General features: G+C 34.0%; 14 protein-coding genes and 1 pseudogene. 7 read left to right on the top strand and 8 right to left on the bottom strand.

Features of this window, described 5'->3' with window-relative positions:
• The first annotated feature begins 3 nt into the window (after positions 1–3).
• Positions 4–360: a fluoride efflux transporter CrcB gene (crcB, locus tag QW060_RS18595; RefSeq protein ID WP_290362986.1), complete on the top strand. Its 357-nt coding sequence runs from the start codon at positions 4–6 to the stop codon at positions 358–360.
• On the top strand, positions 360–1646 hold the full coding sequence (locus QW060_RS18590; RefSeq protein WP_290362987.1) for a glycosyltransferase family 4 protein: 1287 nt from the start codon (positions 360–362) through the stop codon (positions 1644–1646). Before crcB ends, QW060_RS18590 begins: the two co-directional genes overlap by 1 nt.
• 29 nt (positions 1647–1675) lie before the next feature.
• Here QW060_RS18590 and uvrA read toward each other — a convergent pair whose 3' ends face one another.
• Complete coding sequence (gene uvrA / locus QW060_RS18585) at positions 1676–4480, bottom strand: excinuclease ABC subunit UvrA (protein ID WP_290362988.1); 2805 nt, start codon at positions 4478–4480, stop codon at positions 1676–1678.
• A 229-nt stretch (positions 4481–4709) separates the two neighbouring features.
• Here uvrA and QW060_RS18580 point away from each other — a divergent pair, with 229 nt between their 5' ends.
• Entirely contained in the window at positions 4710–5294 is a 585-nt protein-coding gene (locus tag QW060_RS18580) for an RNA polymerase sigma factor (protein WP_290362989.1), read from the top strand.
• Between the two features lie 53 nt (positions 5295–5347).
• A complete protein-coding gene (locus QW060_RS18575; RefSeq protein ID WP_290362990.1) occupies positions 5348–5497 on the top strand; it encodes a hypothetical protein in 150 nt (49 codons plus the stop codon).
• A gap of 60 nt (positions 5498–5557) precedes the next feature.
• Here QW060_RS18575 and QW060_RS18570 read toward each other — a convergent pair whose 3' ends face one another.
• From QW060_RS18570 to QW060_RS18550, 5 genes are all read right to left on the bottom strand, one after another.
• On the bottom strand, positions 5558–6325 hold the full coding sequence (locus tag QW060_RS18570; protein ID WP_290362991.1) for a T9SS type A sorting domain-containing protein: 768 nt from the start codon (positions 6323–6325) through the stop codon (positions 5558–5560).
• A 17-nt stretch (positions 6326–6342) separates the two neighbouring features.
• Positions 6343–7113 carry a T9SS type A sorting domain-containing protein gene (locus tag QW060_RS18565; protein WP_290362992.1) on the bottom strand — a complete coding sequence of 257 codons (771 nt, stop codon included), beginning with the start codon at positions 7111–7113 and terminating at the stop codon, positions 6343–6345.
• Positions 7114–7130: 17 nt separating this feature from the next.
• Positions 7131–7898, bottom strand: a complete 768-nt coding sequence (locus QW060_RS18560) for a T9SS type A sorting domain-containing protein (protein ID WP_290362993.1) — start codon at positions 7896–7898, stop codon at positions 7131–7133.
• Positions 7895–10699, bottom strand: a complete 2805-nt coding sequence (locus QW060_RS18555; RefSeq protein WP_290362994.1) for a S8 family serine peptidase — start codon at positions 10697–10699, stop codon at positions 7895–7897. Before QW060_RS18555 ends, QW060_RS18560 begins: the two co-directional genes overlap by 4 nt.
• Positions 10700–10892: 193 nt before the next feature.
• Complete coding sequence (locus QW060_RS18550) at positions 10893–11555, bottom strand: endonuclease III domain-containing protein (protein ID WP_290362995.1); 663 nt, start codon at positions 11553–11555, stop codon at positions 10893–10895.
• A 77-nt stretch (positions 11556–11632) separates the two neighbouring features.
• Between QW060_RS18550 and bcp the strand changes: the two genes are divergently transcribed.
• The 3 genes and pseudogenes from bcp to QW060_RS18535 all read left to right on the top strand — a co-directional run bounded on the left by bcp (position 11633) and on the right by QW060_RS18535 (position 14895).
• Positions 11633–12085 (top strand): thioredoxin-dependent thiol peroxidase, encoded by a 453-nt coding sequence (bcp, locus tag QW060_RS18545; protein WP_290362996.1) that lies wholly within the window; start codon positions 11633–11635, stop codon positions 12083–12085.
• A 242-nt stretch (positions 12086–12327) separates the two neighbouring features.
• Positions 12328–12735 (top strand): Fur family transcriptional regulator, encoded by a 408-nt coding sequence (locus QW060_RS18540; RefSeq protein WP_290362997.1) that lies wholly within the window; start codon positions 12328–12330, stop codon positions 12733–12735.
• Positions 12736–12898: 163 nt separating this feature from the next.
• A pseudogene (locus tag QW060_RS18535) lies at positions 12899–14895 on the top strand (heavy metal translocating P-type ATPase).
• A 50-nt stretch (positions 14896–14945) separates the two neighbouring features.
• Here QW060_RS18535 and QW060_RS18530 read toward each other — a convergent pair.
• Together QW060_RS18530 and QW060_RS28540 are read right to left on the bottom strand one after the other, a co-directional pair.
• Positions 14946–15482, bottom strand: a complete 537-nt coding sequence (locus QW060_RS18530; RefSeq protein ID WP_290362999.1) for a YfiT family bacillithiol transferase — start codon at positions 15480–15482, stop codon at positions 14946–14948.
• A gap of 28 nt (positions 15483–15510) precedes the next feature.
• Positions 15511–15699 carry a hypothetical protein gene (locus QW060_RS28540; RefSeq protein ID WP_397386105.1) on the bottom strand — a complete coding sequence of 63 codons (189 nt, stop codon included), beginning with the start codon at positions 15697–15699 and terminating at the stop codon, positions 15511–15513.
• Between the last annotated feature and the right edge of the window lie 817 nt (positions 15700–16516).

Below are 16516 nucleotides of genomic sequence, written 5' to 3'. Positions count from 1 at the left end.
AGAATGAAATCCATCTTATTAGTTGCGTTTGGAGGAGCAATTGGGAGCTGTATCCGTTATTTGTTAAACAAATTGATGCTGTGGAACAGTTTTCCTTTATCAACGTGGATAATCAACATATCAGGAAGTTTTCTAATCGGAATCTTGTTTGCTTATACACTAAAGAATCCGGAAAGTAAATGGATTAATTTGTTTTTAATGACGGGGCTTTGCGGTGGCTTTACAACTTTTTCAACCTTTTCATTAGAAACCTTAAGGTTACTACAGAATCACCAGTATCAGCTCGCCATTTTTTATATGCTCAGCAGTGTAATTGTTGCATTAGCTGCTACATTTTTAGGATTTGTTATAGCTAAATAATGAAGAAAAGAGTATTAATCATTACCTACTATTGGCCGCCTGCCGGAGGTCCCGGAGTACAACGATGGCTCAAGTTTGTAAAATACCTTCCCGAGTTTGGTATTGAACCGGTTGTATATATACCTGAAAATGCACATTATCCTATTATAGATAATGATCTGGAAAAAGAGATAGGCAAGGATGTTGAAATCATCAGATATCCTATAAAAGAACCTTATAAAATGGCTTCTTTGTTTTCAAAAAAGTCTACTAAGGATATCAGTTCAGGTATTATTCCTGTACAAAAGAAACAAAAACTGACGGAAAAAGCGTTACTCTGGATCAGAGGAAATTTTTTTATACCGGATGCCAGAATAGGATGGGTAAATCCGTCTGTAAGCTTTTTGGAAGATTACCTCAAAAAGCATCCTGTTGACAGTATTATTACCACAGGACCTCCTCATAGTGTGCATCTTATCGGTTTAAAATTAAAAAAAATGTTTTCCATAAACTGGCTGGCTGATTTCAGAGATCCCTGGACAACAATAGGTTATCATAAAGAACTTAAACTAACAGATAAAGCTGCTCAAAAGCATAAAGAGCTTGAAAAGAAAGTATTAAATACAGCAGATCATATTATTGTAACCAGTCCTACCACTAAAAGAGAATTTGAGCAAATTACAAAACAGCCTGTCAGTGTGATCACCAATGGTTATGATATTGAAAGAATACAAAAGCAACCTTTAGACAAAGAATTTACCATTGCCCATATCGGATCGCTTTTATCTAACCGTAATCCGAGAGTTTTATGGAAAGCATTGGCAGAATTGATAAAAGAAGAAAAAGGATTTAAAGATCATTTTCGCCTTAAATTGATCGGTAAAATAAGTGAGGAAATTTTATCCGTCTTAAAAGAGTTTCATTTAGAAGCTTACGTTCATAATATGGGGTATCTCTCTCATACAGATGCTTTAATACAACAAAGAACATCACAGGTATTATTACTGTTAGAAATTGACTCTGAAGACACTGTAGGGATTATACCCGGTAAATTATTTGAATATATGGCTGCAGAGCGCCCGATACTTTCTATTGGACCTGAAGGAGCAGATTTTTCTGAAATCATACGTAAGACCAATACTGGTGTATTTCATACGTATGAAGATAAAGAAGCCATAAAACAGACTCTTATCCATTACTACCACCAATACCTTGATCAGAATTTAAAAATATACGGTATGGGGTTACAGTATTACAGCCGGCGCAAATTAACTGAAAAATTAGCCGCATTGCTGATGGCACAATAAAAATAAAGAGCCTCTGATGAGGCTCTTATTTATTTTAATTTATCTTTAAGATATTTACCGGTAACGGATTTTTTATTTTTAATGATTTCTTCAGGAGTACCAAAAGCGACTACTTCACCGCCTTTTTCACCACCTTCAGGACCGATATCAATAATTTGATCGGCACATTTGATTAAGTCAAGATTGTGCTCTATCACAATAATTGAATGTCCTTTTTCAATAAGGGCTTCAAATGACTGTAACAACTTTTTAATATCGTGAAAATGGAGTCCGGTAGTAGGCTCGTCAAAAATAAACAAAGCTCTTTCTTTTACCATTCCTTTTCCTAAAAATGTTGCCAGTTTTATACGCTGTGCTTCACCACCGGAAAGGGTAGAAGAAGATTGCCCCAGCTTTACATATCCCAAACCTACATCGAGCAACGGCTGTATTTTTTGTACAATTTTAGACTGCTGATGCTTTTCGAAAAACTGAACCGCTTCATCAACGGTTAAAGAGAGGACATCATCTATATTTTTACCTTCAAACTGAACTTCCAGTATTTCTTTTTTGAATCGTTTTCCATGACATACTTCACATTCAAGATGTACATCTGCCATAAATTGCATTTCAATGGTTACCTCACCATCGCCTTTACATACTTCACAACGACCACCTTCTACATTAAATGAGAAATGTTTTGGCTGGTAGTTTCTGATTTTTGATAATTGCTGTTTAGAAAATAAATCGCGAATATCATCATACGCTTTGATATAAGTTATAGGATTCGATCTTGAACTCTTTCCTATTGGGTTCTGATCTACATATTCAATATGTTTTATATGAGAATAGGAACCCTGAATATCTGTAAATTTACCTGCTTTATCGCTTGTTCCTGTAAGCTTTTTCTGCAATACCGGAAACAGTATTTTCTTTACCAGCGTACTTTTTCCACTTCCTGAAATTCCGGTGATTACCGTAAGGCAATCTAAAGGGAAAACAACATCTATATTTTTGAGGTTATTTTCTCTGGCACCTTTTATTTCTATATAATTTTTAAACTTTCTTCTTTTTTGAGGAACTTCTATCTGCATTTTACCATTGAGATATTGTGCTGTAAGCGAGTCAGACTTCAATATTTCATCAAAATCTCCCTGAGCGACCAATTCTCCTCCGAGATATCCTGCTTCCGGTCCAATATCAATAATTTCATCTGCAGCTTTCATCACATCTTCATCATGCTCTACAATGATAACTGTATTGCCGAGGTCTTTTAAACTTTGAAGAACGTGTATCAGTTTTTCAGAATCTTTAGGATGTAAACCGATACTGGGTTCATCTAATATATACATAGAACCTACCAGGCTGCTGCCCAATGAAGTCGCCAGATTAATACGTTGAGATTCACCTCCTGATAATGAAGCAGAATTTCGGTTAAGAGTTAAATAACTCAATCCTACTTCAGATAAAAATTGCAAACGGTTATTGATTTCTAAAAGCAGTCGTTGTGCTATTTTTTGTTCAAACTCATTCAATTCAAGCTGCTTAAAAAAAGCAGCCAGCTTATCAATAGGTAAATCTACAAGATCAGAAATAGTTTTGCCTTGTATTTTAATATAATTTGCTTCTTTTCGCAAACGTTTTCCATTACATTCAGGACATCTGGTCTTTCCTCTGTAACGTGAAAGCAATACTCTGTTTTGAATTTTATAATTCTTCTCTTCCAATTCTTTAAAAAAGGCATGCAGTCCTGTAAAAAAATTATTTCCTTTCCATACCAATGCTTTCTCATCTTCTGTAAGTTCAAAATAAGGTTTGTGAACAGGAAAATCGAAATGATGTGACTTATTTACCAGTTGATCGCGATACCAGCTCATTGATTCACCTCTCCACGGATAAATGGCATTTTCATATACGGATAAAGCTGAATTGGGAATGACGAGATCCTCATCAATTCCAATGATATTACCATAGCCATCGCATGTAGGGCAAGCTCCATACGGATTATTAAAACTGAATAAGTGTACATTCGGCTCCAGAAAGGTAATCCCATCCGCTTCAAACTTATTGCTGAACTCAAATATATTGCCTGTTGAAAGTTCCTGAAGAAAACAAACGCCATCACCTTCAAAAAAAGCAGTCTGAATGGCATCTGCCAGACGGTTATAAAAATCTTCATCATGTTTTACAACAAGACGGTCCACAACGAGATAAACATCTTTAGGATTCAGATCAATATCCGGATTTTGTTCAATATACTCATCTAAACGCTGTATTTCATTGTGGAGTAATATTCTTAAAAAACCTTGTTGAAGAGCAATTTTTAACTGCTCAATAACGGTACGGTTTTTTTTCTTATAAAGAGGAGCCAGTAATAACCACTTGCTGTCTTCTTCAAACCCTTTCACTTCATTCACGACATCGGTAACAGTATCTTTTTTTACCTCTTTGCCTGATACAGGAGAAAACGTTTTGCCAATACGCGCATACAACAGCTTTAAATAATCATAAACCTCTGTAGATGTTCCTACAGTAGAGCGGGCATTAGTCGTGTTTACTTTTTGCTCGATAGCAATAGCAGGAGCAATTCCTTTGATATATTCTACTTTCGGTTTATCAATCCGGCCTAAAAACTGACGCGCATAAGAAGATAAACTTTCCACATATCTTCGCTGTCCTTCAGCATAAAGAGTATCAAAGGCCAGACTGGATTTTCCGGATCCGGATAATCCTGTAATTACCACCATTTTATTACGGGGTATAACTACATCTAAATTCTTTAAATTATGGAGGTTAGCTCCTTTGATAATGATATTCTTCTTAGGATCTATGGCAGAAAAATCTGTTTTTTTCATTCTTTATAAATAACAACAAATTTACGCATAATTTATAAAGATTGAAAGTTTTATATACAATCACAAAAATAGAATTAGAAGAAAATTTTATATTTTTTTTAACCTTTTGTTGGAGATAATAAAAAAATGAATATATTTGAAATGTTAATCTTTTATAAAAACCGCAAGCCTATACATAAAAATACTTTTAGAACATAGAAAATTATCTCACTAATTTAAAGTATTTATTATGGCAAAGAATGATTTGCCTGATGCAGTATTAATCCATCAATACGTTTCAGGAAACGAAGAGGCATTAGCGCAGCTGATAGAGCGCCATCAATCCAAAGTATTTCGATTCATCTATTCAAAAGTAAACGATCAGGAAATTGCAGATGACATTTTTCAGGATACTTTCATCAAAGTTATACATACCCTAAAAGGTAAAAATTATAAAGAAGAAGGGAAATTTCTTCCGTGGGTAATGCGTATTTCACACAATCTGGTTATTGATTATTTCAGAAAAAACAATCGTATGCCTATGCAGCGTGAAACGGAAGAATATTCTATTTTTAACTATATGGTAGACGCCAGTCCTAATATTGAAAGTGATTTAATTACTTCACAGATTGAATCAGATGTTCAAAAACTGATCAATGCTTTACCGGAAGATCAGAGGGAAGTAATCACTTTACGTATTTATCAGGACTTGAGTTTTAAAGAAATTGCTGAAATCACCGGCGTAAGTATTAATACAGCATTGGGAAGAATGCGATACGCTCTTCTGAACCTTCGTAAGAATATTGAAAAAAATCAAATTGTTTTGGAACACTAAACAATAATGAAAAAGTAATACCGTTATCTTATTAAAATAAACAGGTATTATATATGATAAAAAATTACAAATCTAACAGATCTGATACAGAAAATCTCGTCAGAAAACCAAGCCAGTCTACGATTGATTTTTTGCTTAATTATTCAAAATCAGTACGGATTATGAGCTTAAAACGAAAAGAGTTTATTCTTTTTATGAACTAAGTTTTTCTAATCGTTAAAAATACCAAATCCCTTATTCATAAGGGATTTGGTATTATATCATTACTTCTTTACAATCTTAGTACTATATCCGCGTTGTTGAGTATCTGGCGTATTGATTTCAAGCCAATAGATTCCTGAAGCAAGGTCTTGTATCTCTAATGTAATGTGTGGTCCTTTTTTATCTTTAAAAACTTTTACGAGTTTTCCATTGCTGTCATAAATTTTATACTCATATCGTTCTTTAGCGGTATCCGGCATCGCTATCTGCACTACATCCTTTACGGGATTGGGATAGATATTGATACCCTCTAATTCAAAAATTGGGTTGGATAAATAATAATTATAAAAATACGCTTTGTCTCCATTTTGGTTAGTGATGATCAATTGTTTTGTTGAGCCATCTATAGTATTAACTTCATAAGAATAGATAAGTGGAGCGGCTGTTACAAGCGGATTCATAACCGAAAAATAATAAAAGTAATAATCATTGTTTTCTTGCACACTACAAGCAGAAGGTACAATAGCAAGGCTAATCCATCCTTCAACAGAGAATTGTTGATTTTCTAAAAATAATAAATAATTACTTGAGTTATAAAAACAAAAATAAAATTCAAAATAGTCTTCAAACGAATTCTCAAATAATTTTAAATTAGGAACAGAACCAGATCTTTCATCATTCACAGGGGCTATATATTCTATGTCATTATATATAACTTTATGTACATACCACTCATTGTTTTTTAATTCTTCTTCCTGAGTTTGTGACTGTATAAGCGATGATTGTAGTAATAAGCATGCTACAAATAGGATTGATATAAGATTTTTCATACGGTTTATTTTTTAGGTTACTTCTTTATAATCTTAGTACTATATCCGCGTTGTTGAGCATCGGGTGTATTGATTTCCAGCCAATAGATTCCCGAAGCAAGGTCTTGTATCTCTAATGTAATGTGTGGTCCTTTTTTATCTTTAAAAACTTTTATGAGTTTTCCATTGCTGTCATAAATTTTATAGTCATATCGTTCTTTAGTAGTATCCAGCAAGTCTATCTGCACTACATCACTTACGGGATTGGGATAAATATTGATACCTTCTAATTCAAAAATTGGGTTTGATAAATATGAAGTGTAAAAATAGGCTTTATCTCCATTTTGGTTAGTGATGATCAATTGTTTTGTCGTACTATCTATACTATTAACTTCATAAGAATAAAAATAAGGTGTAATAGTAGCATCAAATACATTCATCACTGAAAAATAATAAAAGTAATAATCATTGTTTTCTTGAACAATACAAGCAGAAGGTGAAACACCAGGACTAATCCATCCAATTGAAGAAAATTGTTGATTTTCTAAAAATAATAAATTATTGCTTGTTCTAATAAAACAAAAAATAATTACAAAAAAACCCTCAGACGAATTCTCAAAAAATTTTAAATTAGGAACAGAACCAGATCTTTCATCATTCACAGGGGCTATATATTCTATGTCATTATATATAACTTTATGTACATACCACTCATTGTTTTTTAATTCTTCTTCCTGAGTTTGTGCCTGTAGGGATAGTGATTGCAGGAATAGACCTACTACTGCCATAATAGATATAAAATTTTTCATACGGTTTACTTTTTAGGTTACTTCTTTATAATCTTAGTACTATATCCGTGTTGCTGAGTATCTGGTGTATTGATTTCCAGCCAATAGATTCCCGAAGCAAGGTCTTGTATCTCTAATGTAATGTTTTGTCCTTTTTTATCTTTAAAGACTTTTATGAGTTTTCCATTACTATCATAAATTTTATAGTCATATCGTTCTTTAGCGGTATCAGGCAACGCTATCTGCACTACATCCTTTACGGGATTGGGATAGATATTGATACCTTGTAATTCAAAAATTGGGTTGGATAAATAATAATTATAAAAATAGGCTTTATCACCATTTTGGTTAGTGATGATCAATTGCTTAGTAGCACTGTCTATGATATTTACTTCATAAGAGTAAAGGTAGGGAGTTACAGGCTCAAACACCTTCATAACTGAAGAGTATAAAAAATCATAATCTGAATTTTCTTGAATAGAACAAGATGATGGAATAATTGCCAAACTAATCCATCCTTCAACAGAGAATTGTTGATTCTCTAAAAACATAACATTATTACCATAATAACTTGAACAAAAGAATAATTCAAAATATTCGTAATCTTGATTAAAATTAAAATTATAATTATAAAAAAAGTTTAGTCTCTCCTCATTTAAAGGAGCTATATATTCAGTATCATCCAAAATAACTTTGTGTACATACCACAGATTGTTTTTTAATTCTTCTTCCTGAGTTTGTGCGCTCATAAAAGGTATATTTAATACTAAAAATAGTATCGTAATAATGTAAACCTGCTTTTTCATAATGATTGTTTTATAATGGTTTTAGAATCAGAAACCGTTCCATCCGAAATTAATACAATTGAATATACTCCGGAAGGATAGGAGGATAAATCTAACTGAACATTCGTGTCTTCTATATTTAAAATATAATTATGAGATACATTTGTTCCGTAAGTACCTGTAACAGACAGATAGGCAGAACTTCCTTTATTGATTTTGTATGCTACGATAAGCTTTTCAGTAACCGGATTGGGAAAAACATGGGTGATGGTATCCGGTTTTAGGGTAATTTCTATGTCATCATAATCTTTAAAACCGTCTTCAAGTGTGATCACTTCCAGTTTGTAACGGTTAGACAGTGCTACAGACGTTTCAAAATCGATCCCTTCATGCAACAGATTTCCATCCATATCATACCAGTTATACACAGCAGGTTTTCCAACGGATTGTGCTTTTAAATATACCGGTTCTTCTTTATCTACTGTTGTATTACCCTGAGCCCGTGCATAAAAGAGCTCTCTTGGATATTTGTGTATTTCATAGGTTTCACCGCCAAAGGTTTTTCGGCTTTCAGACAACTGCTGAACAACGTTCATCACAAATTTCTCTTTTTGAGTTATTTTCCTTGTAAGAAAATGAAATTTTACATCAACTGTTCCTATTTCTTTTGTGTCAAAATCTAAATTCTGAATTTCTGCATCAGCTTCTGTAATAAGGATGCTGTTGCCTTTTACTTTTATGCCAACGCCTTTATATCCGCCTTTTTTCCACGCATTATACACAATATCATCTAAGATCACTTTTACTTCGGCTTCTTTAAATAAACTGTTGCCGAGATCAGAGGTGGGAATCGTAAATTTCAGATTGAATTTTTGAGGGATTTTTAATGGATTACCAACAGCAATTACACCCCCGATAGGCTTCCCTATATTGTTTGGATTTAAATCGACAATAGTAAGATTTTTCCATGCAATATTGTTATTTTTTTTCACATTATCAGTTAAGAATTCGCCTTCAGCAACAGTCATAGGGTCATCTGGAGAATCAATTCTGGCTAACAGGCAAAAATGCCAGGGCTCATCATTAATAGATTGATAAATATTGGGATTGGGAACAAGCCAGGGCAATTTAACAACCACATCCTGTCCGGGCTGCAAGACCGGAATAGTAATTTCTCCTATCGGAGCTCCTAATAAAGGTCCGTTATTCGGAAAATTATTTTGCCCGTTCCAATGCGTGTCCCAATTCAAAGATGTAGAGGCTTTAGACCAGTACAGTTTTACTTTTTCTGTGCCCGAAGATACTTTACAGCTTTTGTTAAACACCCGTATATAGACATAATTGGGTTTTGATGTATGGTATTCCGGATTTTGATGTTGCTCGATACCATCATCTTCATTACGAACCCAGATATCATTACTGTTCCAATATACCTCTGTTAAAGTATTGGGCTCTGCTCCATGATCTTCTTTATTATCGCGAATCATCAAGTCTAAATTATCCGAAGGATTGAGCATACAATGGGCCCGCATAACCGCTCTGTAGGCGTTGATTCTTCCTGTTCCTAATTTGCCAATAAACGGTGCATTTTCAGGAATATGATAAATATTGTCTGTGGTTTCTTCAACGATCTGTTTGACCTGAACGGCAGTCAGATCAGGATTGGCTGCTCTGACTAAAGCTGCCAATCCCGAAACCACCGGTGCTCCTGCTGAAGTTCCTGGAGCATCACTACTGTAGGTATCAACAGAACCTGCGATACCATTAGTATTGGTTGCTCTGAACAAGTCATAACATGGAACCGCTACATTTACTTTATCATTTACCGTCATGGTACTTTTTTCAGTACCTATATAGTAAGTAGCTACATCTTTCCAGTTGGTTTGAATACCATTAGGGGCTGTAACACCCTGATCATATTTACTTCCAACACCCGTAACAGAAATTACCGCATTATAAGAGGCCGGATAACGGTATCTAAATTGATTGAAGTTATCAAAATAGAATCTACCATTACCTGCAGCTGCTACTAATACAATATCTAAATCATTGTGTATTTCGTTATATAAATCATTATCATATTGTTTATAATCTATATCTCCCCAACTCATATTGATGACTTTCACATTGGGAATTTGTGATAATTCATAAACATCAATCGGTTTAAGTCCAACTCTACCAATAATCTTTGTATTATAGCCAATACTTGCTAAGCCTTTGCCATTATTCGTGTCTCCAGCAGCAAGACTGGATACTTCTATTCCATGGCTGTAACTACCTCCTTGTGGTACAGTACTGCCACTAATTCCAATAATTTTATCAGCTAACTCTTCATGAACAGTATTAAACCAGCTATCTGCAATACCAATATTAATATTTGGATCTCCTTTGGTGACAGACCATGCCAATGGAGCTCTTATCAATTCTAAATAATCATTAGGGGAACCATCCGGTAACATAAAATCATTTGGGTATTCCATTGCTAAAGCAGCTTCTTCCATTTTTTCTCCATACGTAATAAACTTATTTTTAAGAAGGGAGGTAAGGTTTAACGAAGAATTTTCTACTCTAACGAGATAGACCGTATTTAAATAGGATTTTAAATTGGGAAAAGCTTTTCGATATTCCAGAATATTTTTATCCTGAAACAGTTTCTGAATCGATGTATCAGCAAAACTTAACTGCAGGTATTTTCCTTTTTGTTGCGTGCTAATCGGAATAAATTTTTTTTCTTCTTTTGGAGTAAATAAAAACTCCTGTACCTGTTGTGCATGGCCATAATGGGCTACAATAAGTACCAAAATCGTGTAAATTGCTCTCATAAAAGTGCTCTTTTTTGGTTCATATAAAATGATTTTGGTAGAAGAATTTTCTTAAAAATAGGAATAATATGTAACCACACAAATTATTTAACATAAAAAAATAATAAAAAATTATTTTTTTGTTACATTTTAAGAACAAAAAAGCACTAAAAAATGCCCCGATAAGTTATTCTCTTATCGGGGCATATATATTTTATTTAAGCTGTTTCTTTTTATAATATTCGTTTAATACACTTTTCCTGCCGATTGTTGCCGTAATACTATCTTTTTCAAGATTCCATCCGCGGGCAGGGGAGTATTCTCTGCCATACCATATCATCTGCAGGTGCAATTTATTCCAGATGTTTTGAGGAAAAATCTTTTTGGCATCGCGTTCCGTCTGCTCAACGCTTTTACCGTTTGAAAGATTCCACCGATACATGAGTCTGTGAATATGAGTATCTACTGGAAAAGTAGGAATATCAAAAGCCTGTGCCAGCACCACACTTGCTGTTTTATGTCCGACAGCCGGCAGCTCTTCAAGATCAGCAAAATTGGCAGGTACCTGTCCATTGTGTTTGTCTATCAAAATCTGAGACAAACCGTGAATGCCTTTTGATTTCATCGGTGCGAGTCCGCATGGTCGTATAATATCTGCAATTTCTTCTACAGTTAAATTTACCATATCATACGGATTATCGGCCTTGGCAAATAAATGCGGAGTGGTAAGATTCACACGTACATCGGTACATTGAGCAGATAATAAAACGGCAATTAAAAGCGTATATGGATCTTTGTGATCTAACGGAACCGGTATTACCGGATATATATTTTCAAGCGTATCTATTACAAACTGGATTTTTTCCTTTTTAGTCATCACATATTTTTATAAACATCAAAAATACAATTTCTTCTTTTAACGCAAATAATTGACTAAATTTACCTGAAAAAATCATGATGACACTGAAAATAGGAGATAAAGCGCCTGAATTTAAAGGAACCGATGAAAAAGGAAACATCCATACGTTAAAAGATTACAAAGGTAAAAAATTGGTCATCTTTTTTTATCCCAAAGCTTCGACTCCGGGTTGCACTGCAGAAGCTTGCGATCTTAGAGATAATTTTGAACGCTTTAAGGCTCAGAATTATGAACTATTAGGAGTTAGTGCAGACAGCGCTTTGCGTCAGCAAAAGTTTAAAGAAAAATATGAATTGCCCTTTCCGTTGATTGCTGATGAAGCAAAAGAAGTTATTACTGCATTTGGCGTATGGGGTCCCAAAAAGTTTATGGGAAAAGAATTTGACGGCATTCACCGTACCACCTTTGTAATTGATGAAAAAGGATATATTGAAGATATTATTACCAAAGTAAAAACAAAAGAACACAGCAGCCAGCTGCTAAAATAAAAGAGCAATAATTGCTCTTTTATTTTTTAATAGTATGGAATAGTATATTTTTTAAGTTTGCTACATTTTTTGAAAGGTAATTTTTTTAAAATTTGTGTTCATATACCAAAAATCACCTGATATAATTGCTTATATTTATCTACAATAATATAAGAATATAAAAGTACTTTTATCAAACTGCAGACGATAAAATAGCACTCTAAAAGGAAACGGTACTTATACAAATCTTCATTCAGACAAAAATGGAAAATCTGGAAAATAAATTATTGAAAAGAGACATAAAACCTACTTCTGTAAGATTGTTAATATTGAAATCAATGACCGAATTTAAAACCGCATTTAGTCTTACAGATTTGGAAACGGCATTAGAAACGGTCAATAAATCAACTATTTTCAGAACACTGCATCTCTTTTTGGAAAAACTCCTTATCCATACAATAGACGACGGATCCGGTTCTATGAAATATTCAATATGTAGTGATGACTGTATGTGTACATTGGGCGAATTGCATGTGCATTTTACCTGTAATAAATGTAAAAATACCTATTGTCTGGAAAGCATTTCAATACCTTCGATACAGCTGCCTGAACAATTTTTATTGCAAAACGTTAATTTTGTAATGAAAGGTTTGTGTAGTAAATGTTCCTGATTTTTTTTATGTTTTATGGGGATAAAAAAGAATCACTTAATAAGTAATGATCTCATTACATTTTGTATTTGCAACCAGGTTCCCGAAATATGCCTTTACTTTTGTTAGTGAAATGTAATATTAGTATTTCAAAAATTGATTACGAATCTAAAATCTTACAGTTATGTCTAAAATATGTTGTAGTACAGAAGATGACACACCAGATGTAAAAAAAGCACATAAGCAAACCGCTTCAGATCATTCTCATAAAGAACATAATGATACAGACGGGCATGATCACAGTCATGATGATACGGATAAAAGTACGTTTATGTTATTTTTGCCGGCTATAATTTCCTTACTGCTGCTGCTTACCGGAATTGGTTTTGATAATTATTTTTCACAACCGTGGTTCAGCGGATGGGTTAGAACGGCATGGTATGTAATTGCATACTTACCGGTAGGTTTACCGGTTATAAAAGAAGCAGTGGAAAGCATTCGTTATAAAGATTTCTTTTCTGAATTCTTTTTAATGAGTATCGCTACCTTAGGAGCTTTTGCAATAGGTGAATATCCGGAAGCCGTTGCTGTTATGCTTTTTTATGCGGTTGGAGAAGCTTTTCAGACTATGGCCGTATCAAGAGCAAAAGGCAATATTAAAAATCTACTGGATCAAAGGCCTGACGAAGTGACTGTTTCACAAAATGGCACCTATAAAACAATAAAAGCAGAAGACGCTAAAATAGGAGATGTTTTACAATTAAAACCCGGAGAAAAATTAGGACTTGATGGGGTATTGCTTTCTGACAGAGCTTCTTTTAATACGTCGGCACTTACCGGAGAAAGTAAACCGGATACCAAATCTAAAGGAGAAACTGTTCTTGCGGGAATGATCAATCTCAATACGGTTACTGAAGTGGAAGTTACTGCGGCTTATAACGATAGTAAATTGAGTAAAATATTGGAACTTGTTCAGGATGCAACAAAACAAAAATCACCTACTGAGCTGTTCATTCGCAAGTTTGCTAAAATATATACGCCGATTGTTACTTTTTAGCGGTTGGAATTGCTTTGCTGCCGTATTTTTTTGTGCAGGACTATGTGTTTACACAATGGCTATACAGAGCATTGGTATTTCTGGTTATTTCGTGTCCATGTGCTTTGGTTATATCTATTCCTTTGGGATACTTTGGTGGAATAGGAGCAGCAAGCCGGAACGGTATTCTATTCAAGGGATCTAATTTTCTTGATAAACTGGCCGAAATAAAAAATGTGGTGATGGATAAAACCGGTACTATGACAGAAGGAGTATTTAAAGTACAGGAGGTAGTCATAAAACCTGAGTTCAATAAAGATGAAATTCTGCTTCTTGTAAACATGCTCGAAAAAATGAGTACCCATCCTGTAGCCACAGCCATTGACAACTATGTTGGAAAAACAGATGCTACCATACAATTATTGAATATAGAAGAAATTGCCGGTCATGGACTCAAAACTACAGTAAACGGTAAAGAACTGTTGGTAGGTAATTTTAGGCTGCTTGATAAATTTAATATCAGTTATGATGCTGATACCGCAAATATGGTATATACGGTTATCGCCATTGCTTACGGAGGTAAATTTGCCGGTTATCTGACCATTTCCGATAGTATTAAGACCGATGCCAAGGCTACGGTACAAAAGCTCCATGATATGAATGTCAAAGCCGTTATGCTGAGTGGTGATAAGACCGCTGTTGTAAATTATGTGGCTCATGAACTGGCAATAGATACTGCGTATGGCGATTTACTACCAGAAGATAAAGTAAATAAGGTTAAAGAAATATTAGCGGGTAGTGGCAGTGTGGCTTTCGTCGGAGATGGGGTTAATGATGCACCTGTAATAGCGCTCAGCGATGTAGGTATTGCCATGGGAGGATTGGGCAGCGATGCTGCAATTGAAACTGCAGATGTAGTAATACAGGATGATATGCCTTCAAAGATACCAATGGCAATCAATATTGGTAAACAGACTAAAAAAATTGTCTGGCAGAATATCACTCTGGCATTTACGGTAAAGGTTATTGTCTTAATTCTGGGAGCCGGCGGACTTGCAACCATGTGGGAAGCTGTTTTTGCCGATGTGGGGGTAGCCCTTCTTGCCGTACTGAATGCAGTAAGAATACAGAAAATGAGATTTTAAAAAATGGAAAACCGCAGATGATACTGCGGTTTTTTTGTAATTGTAGAAAACTATCTCCATTCATGACGCTTTATCGCCTCTGTTATGTGAGCTAAATGATGCATGGAATGCCACGCATACATACCGGTAACTTCATCAATACGAAATGCCTTTCTCTGTTCGGGATGGAAAAATGTTTTCTGTCTTTCCTCGTCTTTAAGACTGTTCAATAAAAATACCCATTTGGCGTGAACGCCCTCAAGAATACTTAAAGACGGTATAACAGACATTTCTTTTGTATCTGTAAGTTCAGCCCAGCTATTCTCATCATAAGGCTTTACAGTTGGCTGCTCTTCCGTCAGAGCAAGTTTTAGACGGATGAGGCTGTTCATGTGGCTATCTGCACAATGATGTATTACCTGTCTTATGGTCCATCCTCCAGGACGATAGGAAGTATTGAGTTGTTCATCGGTTAAATGTTGTACTGCTGCTTTTAACTTTGACGGAAAAACAGACAGTATGGAAACCCATTCCCGAAAAACAGCATCTGAAATTATTTCAGGTAATTCTAATTTTCCGATCGGATATTTTAATTTTTCTATAGACATATTTTTTGGAGATATAAGTTATTTGCTATCAAAAAGAAAAAGAGCTTATTCTATGAGAACAGCTCTTTTTAGTATTTGTTGGTATGAATCGAACCGTTAAATGTTGATATAATTGATCTGATCCTGATACAAACGTACACTCCCGTTTTAAAAGTTTCTCTAAAGCTAAAGATGATTTTCTCGCTCTAGTTCCAGCAGCTTTATTTTCTTTTTCCATTTGTAATTGAGCATCTGAATGAACGTTTCAAATTCTGCGTTCAATTGTTCTAAAAGTTCTTTCATTATAATATTTTTTATGCAAATATAGCATTTGAAACAGTAATAGGGAGGAACTTTACATTAATATTTTAATGCTTTAAAATTGATAATTATCGTAATCATCTTAAAAAGAAGACTAAATTATAAAACAATATTTAAATATAAAGCTATATTTATATTTAAATATGTATATATTTTTTTATATGTATATTTATTATATATTACTATACATATATATTTTTTAATTAAATGATAACTAGTAAGTTATTATGACACTTTACATTTAAAAAATTTTCATCTAATGAAAGCCTTCCCTCAAAATTCTTATCTTTCACCTAAAAGATTTAACATCAGTTTGATCTCCTCTAAGTAATATTTCTACATCAATAAAAGATAAAATTATAGTCAAAATAGATGGCCAAATTATTAAATCACATTTAATATCTGATAAGTAATTAGTACAACCAAAGAATTTTTCCATTTTTAATACAGTACGCTACACTTCGGACAATCTCCTTAAGAGTAATCAAATTGCACTTGAAAAGTACTGTCATTTACAAAAAGTTTTGCTTGAAAATTAATTCCTTGTTTTGAAGTAAAATTTAAAAAAGGAGTGTAGTTGCAGTAACTAATAACCTTACAATATCTTCAGTCATTTACAGTTCCATTATAAGAACGGTAAATAAACATTCCACATTTTCGATTAAATAATTTTCACATCCCAGCCTTGCTTTGTTCTTAGAATTTCGCCATCACAATTAACACACTTAACATTA

Source organism: Paenimyroides ceti (assembly GCF_030409925.1).
The sequence above is the reverse complement of the archived record's forward strand: the minus strand, read 5'-3'. Positions and strand labels throughout refer to the sequence as shown.

Bases quoted from the DNA above. Each gene is read 5' to 3' on its own strand.
- crcB (WP_290362986.1), top strand. From the start codon at position 4: ATGAAATCCATCTTATTAGTTGCGTTTGGAGGAGCAATTGGGAGCTGT.
- QW060_RS18590 (WP_290362987.1), top strand. From the start codon at position 360: ATGAAGAAAAGAGTATTAATCATTACCTACTATTGGCCGCCTGCCGGA.
- uvrA (WP_290362988.1), bottom strand. From the start codon at position 4,480: ATGAAAAAAACAGATTTTTCTGCCATAGATCCTAAGAAGAATATCATT.
- QW060_RS18580 (WP_290362989.1), top strand. From the start codon at position 4,710: ATGGCAAAGAATGATTTGCCTGATGCAGTATTAATCCATCAATACGTT.
- QW060_RS18575 (WP_290362990.1), top strand. From the start codon at position 5,348: ATGATAAAAAATTACAAATCTAACAGATCTGATACAGAAAATCTCGTC.
- QW060_RS18570 (WP_290362991.1), bottom strand. From the start codon at position 6,325: ATGAAAAATCTTATATCAATCCTATTTGTAGCATGCTTATTACTACAA.
- QW060_RS18565 (WP_290362992.1), bottom strand. From the start codon at position 7,113: ATGAAAAATTTTATATCTATTATGGCAGTAGTAGGTCTATTCCTGCAA.
- QW060_RS18560 (WP_290362993.1), bottom strand. From the start codon at position 7,898: ATGAAAAAGCAGGTTTACATTATTACGATACTATTTTTAGTATTAAAT.
- QW060_RS18555 (WP_290362994.1), bottom strand. From the start codon at position 10,699: ATGAGAGCAATTTACACGATTTTGGTACTTATTGTAGCCCATTATGGC.
- QW060_RS18550 (WP_290362995.1), bottom strand. From the start codon at position 11,555: ATGACTAAAAAGGAAAAAATCCAGTTTGTAATAGATACGCTTGAAAAT.
- bcp (WP_290362996.1), top strand. From the start codon at position 11,633: ATGATGACACTGAAAATAGGAGATAAAGCGCCTGAATTTAAAGGAACC.
- QW060_RS18540 (WP_290362997.1), top strand. From the start codon at position 12,328: ATGGAAAATCTGGAAAATAAATTATTGAAAAGAGACATAAAACCTACT.
- QW060_RS18530 (WP_290362999.1), bottom strand. From the start codon at position 15,482: ATGTCTATAGAAAAATTAAAATATCCGATCGGAAAATTAGAATTACCT.
- QW060_RS28540 (WP_397386105.1), bottom strand. From the start codon at position 15,699: ATGGAAAAAGAAAATAAAGCTGCTGGAACTAGAGCGAGAAAATCATCT.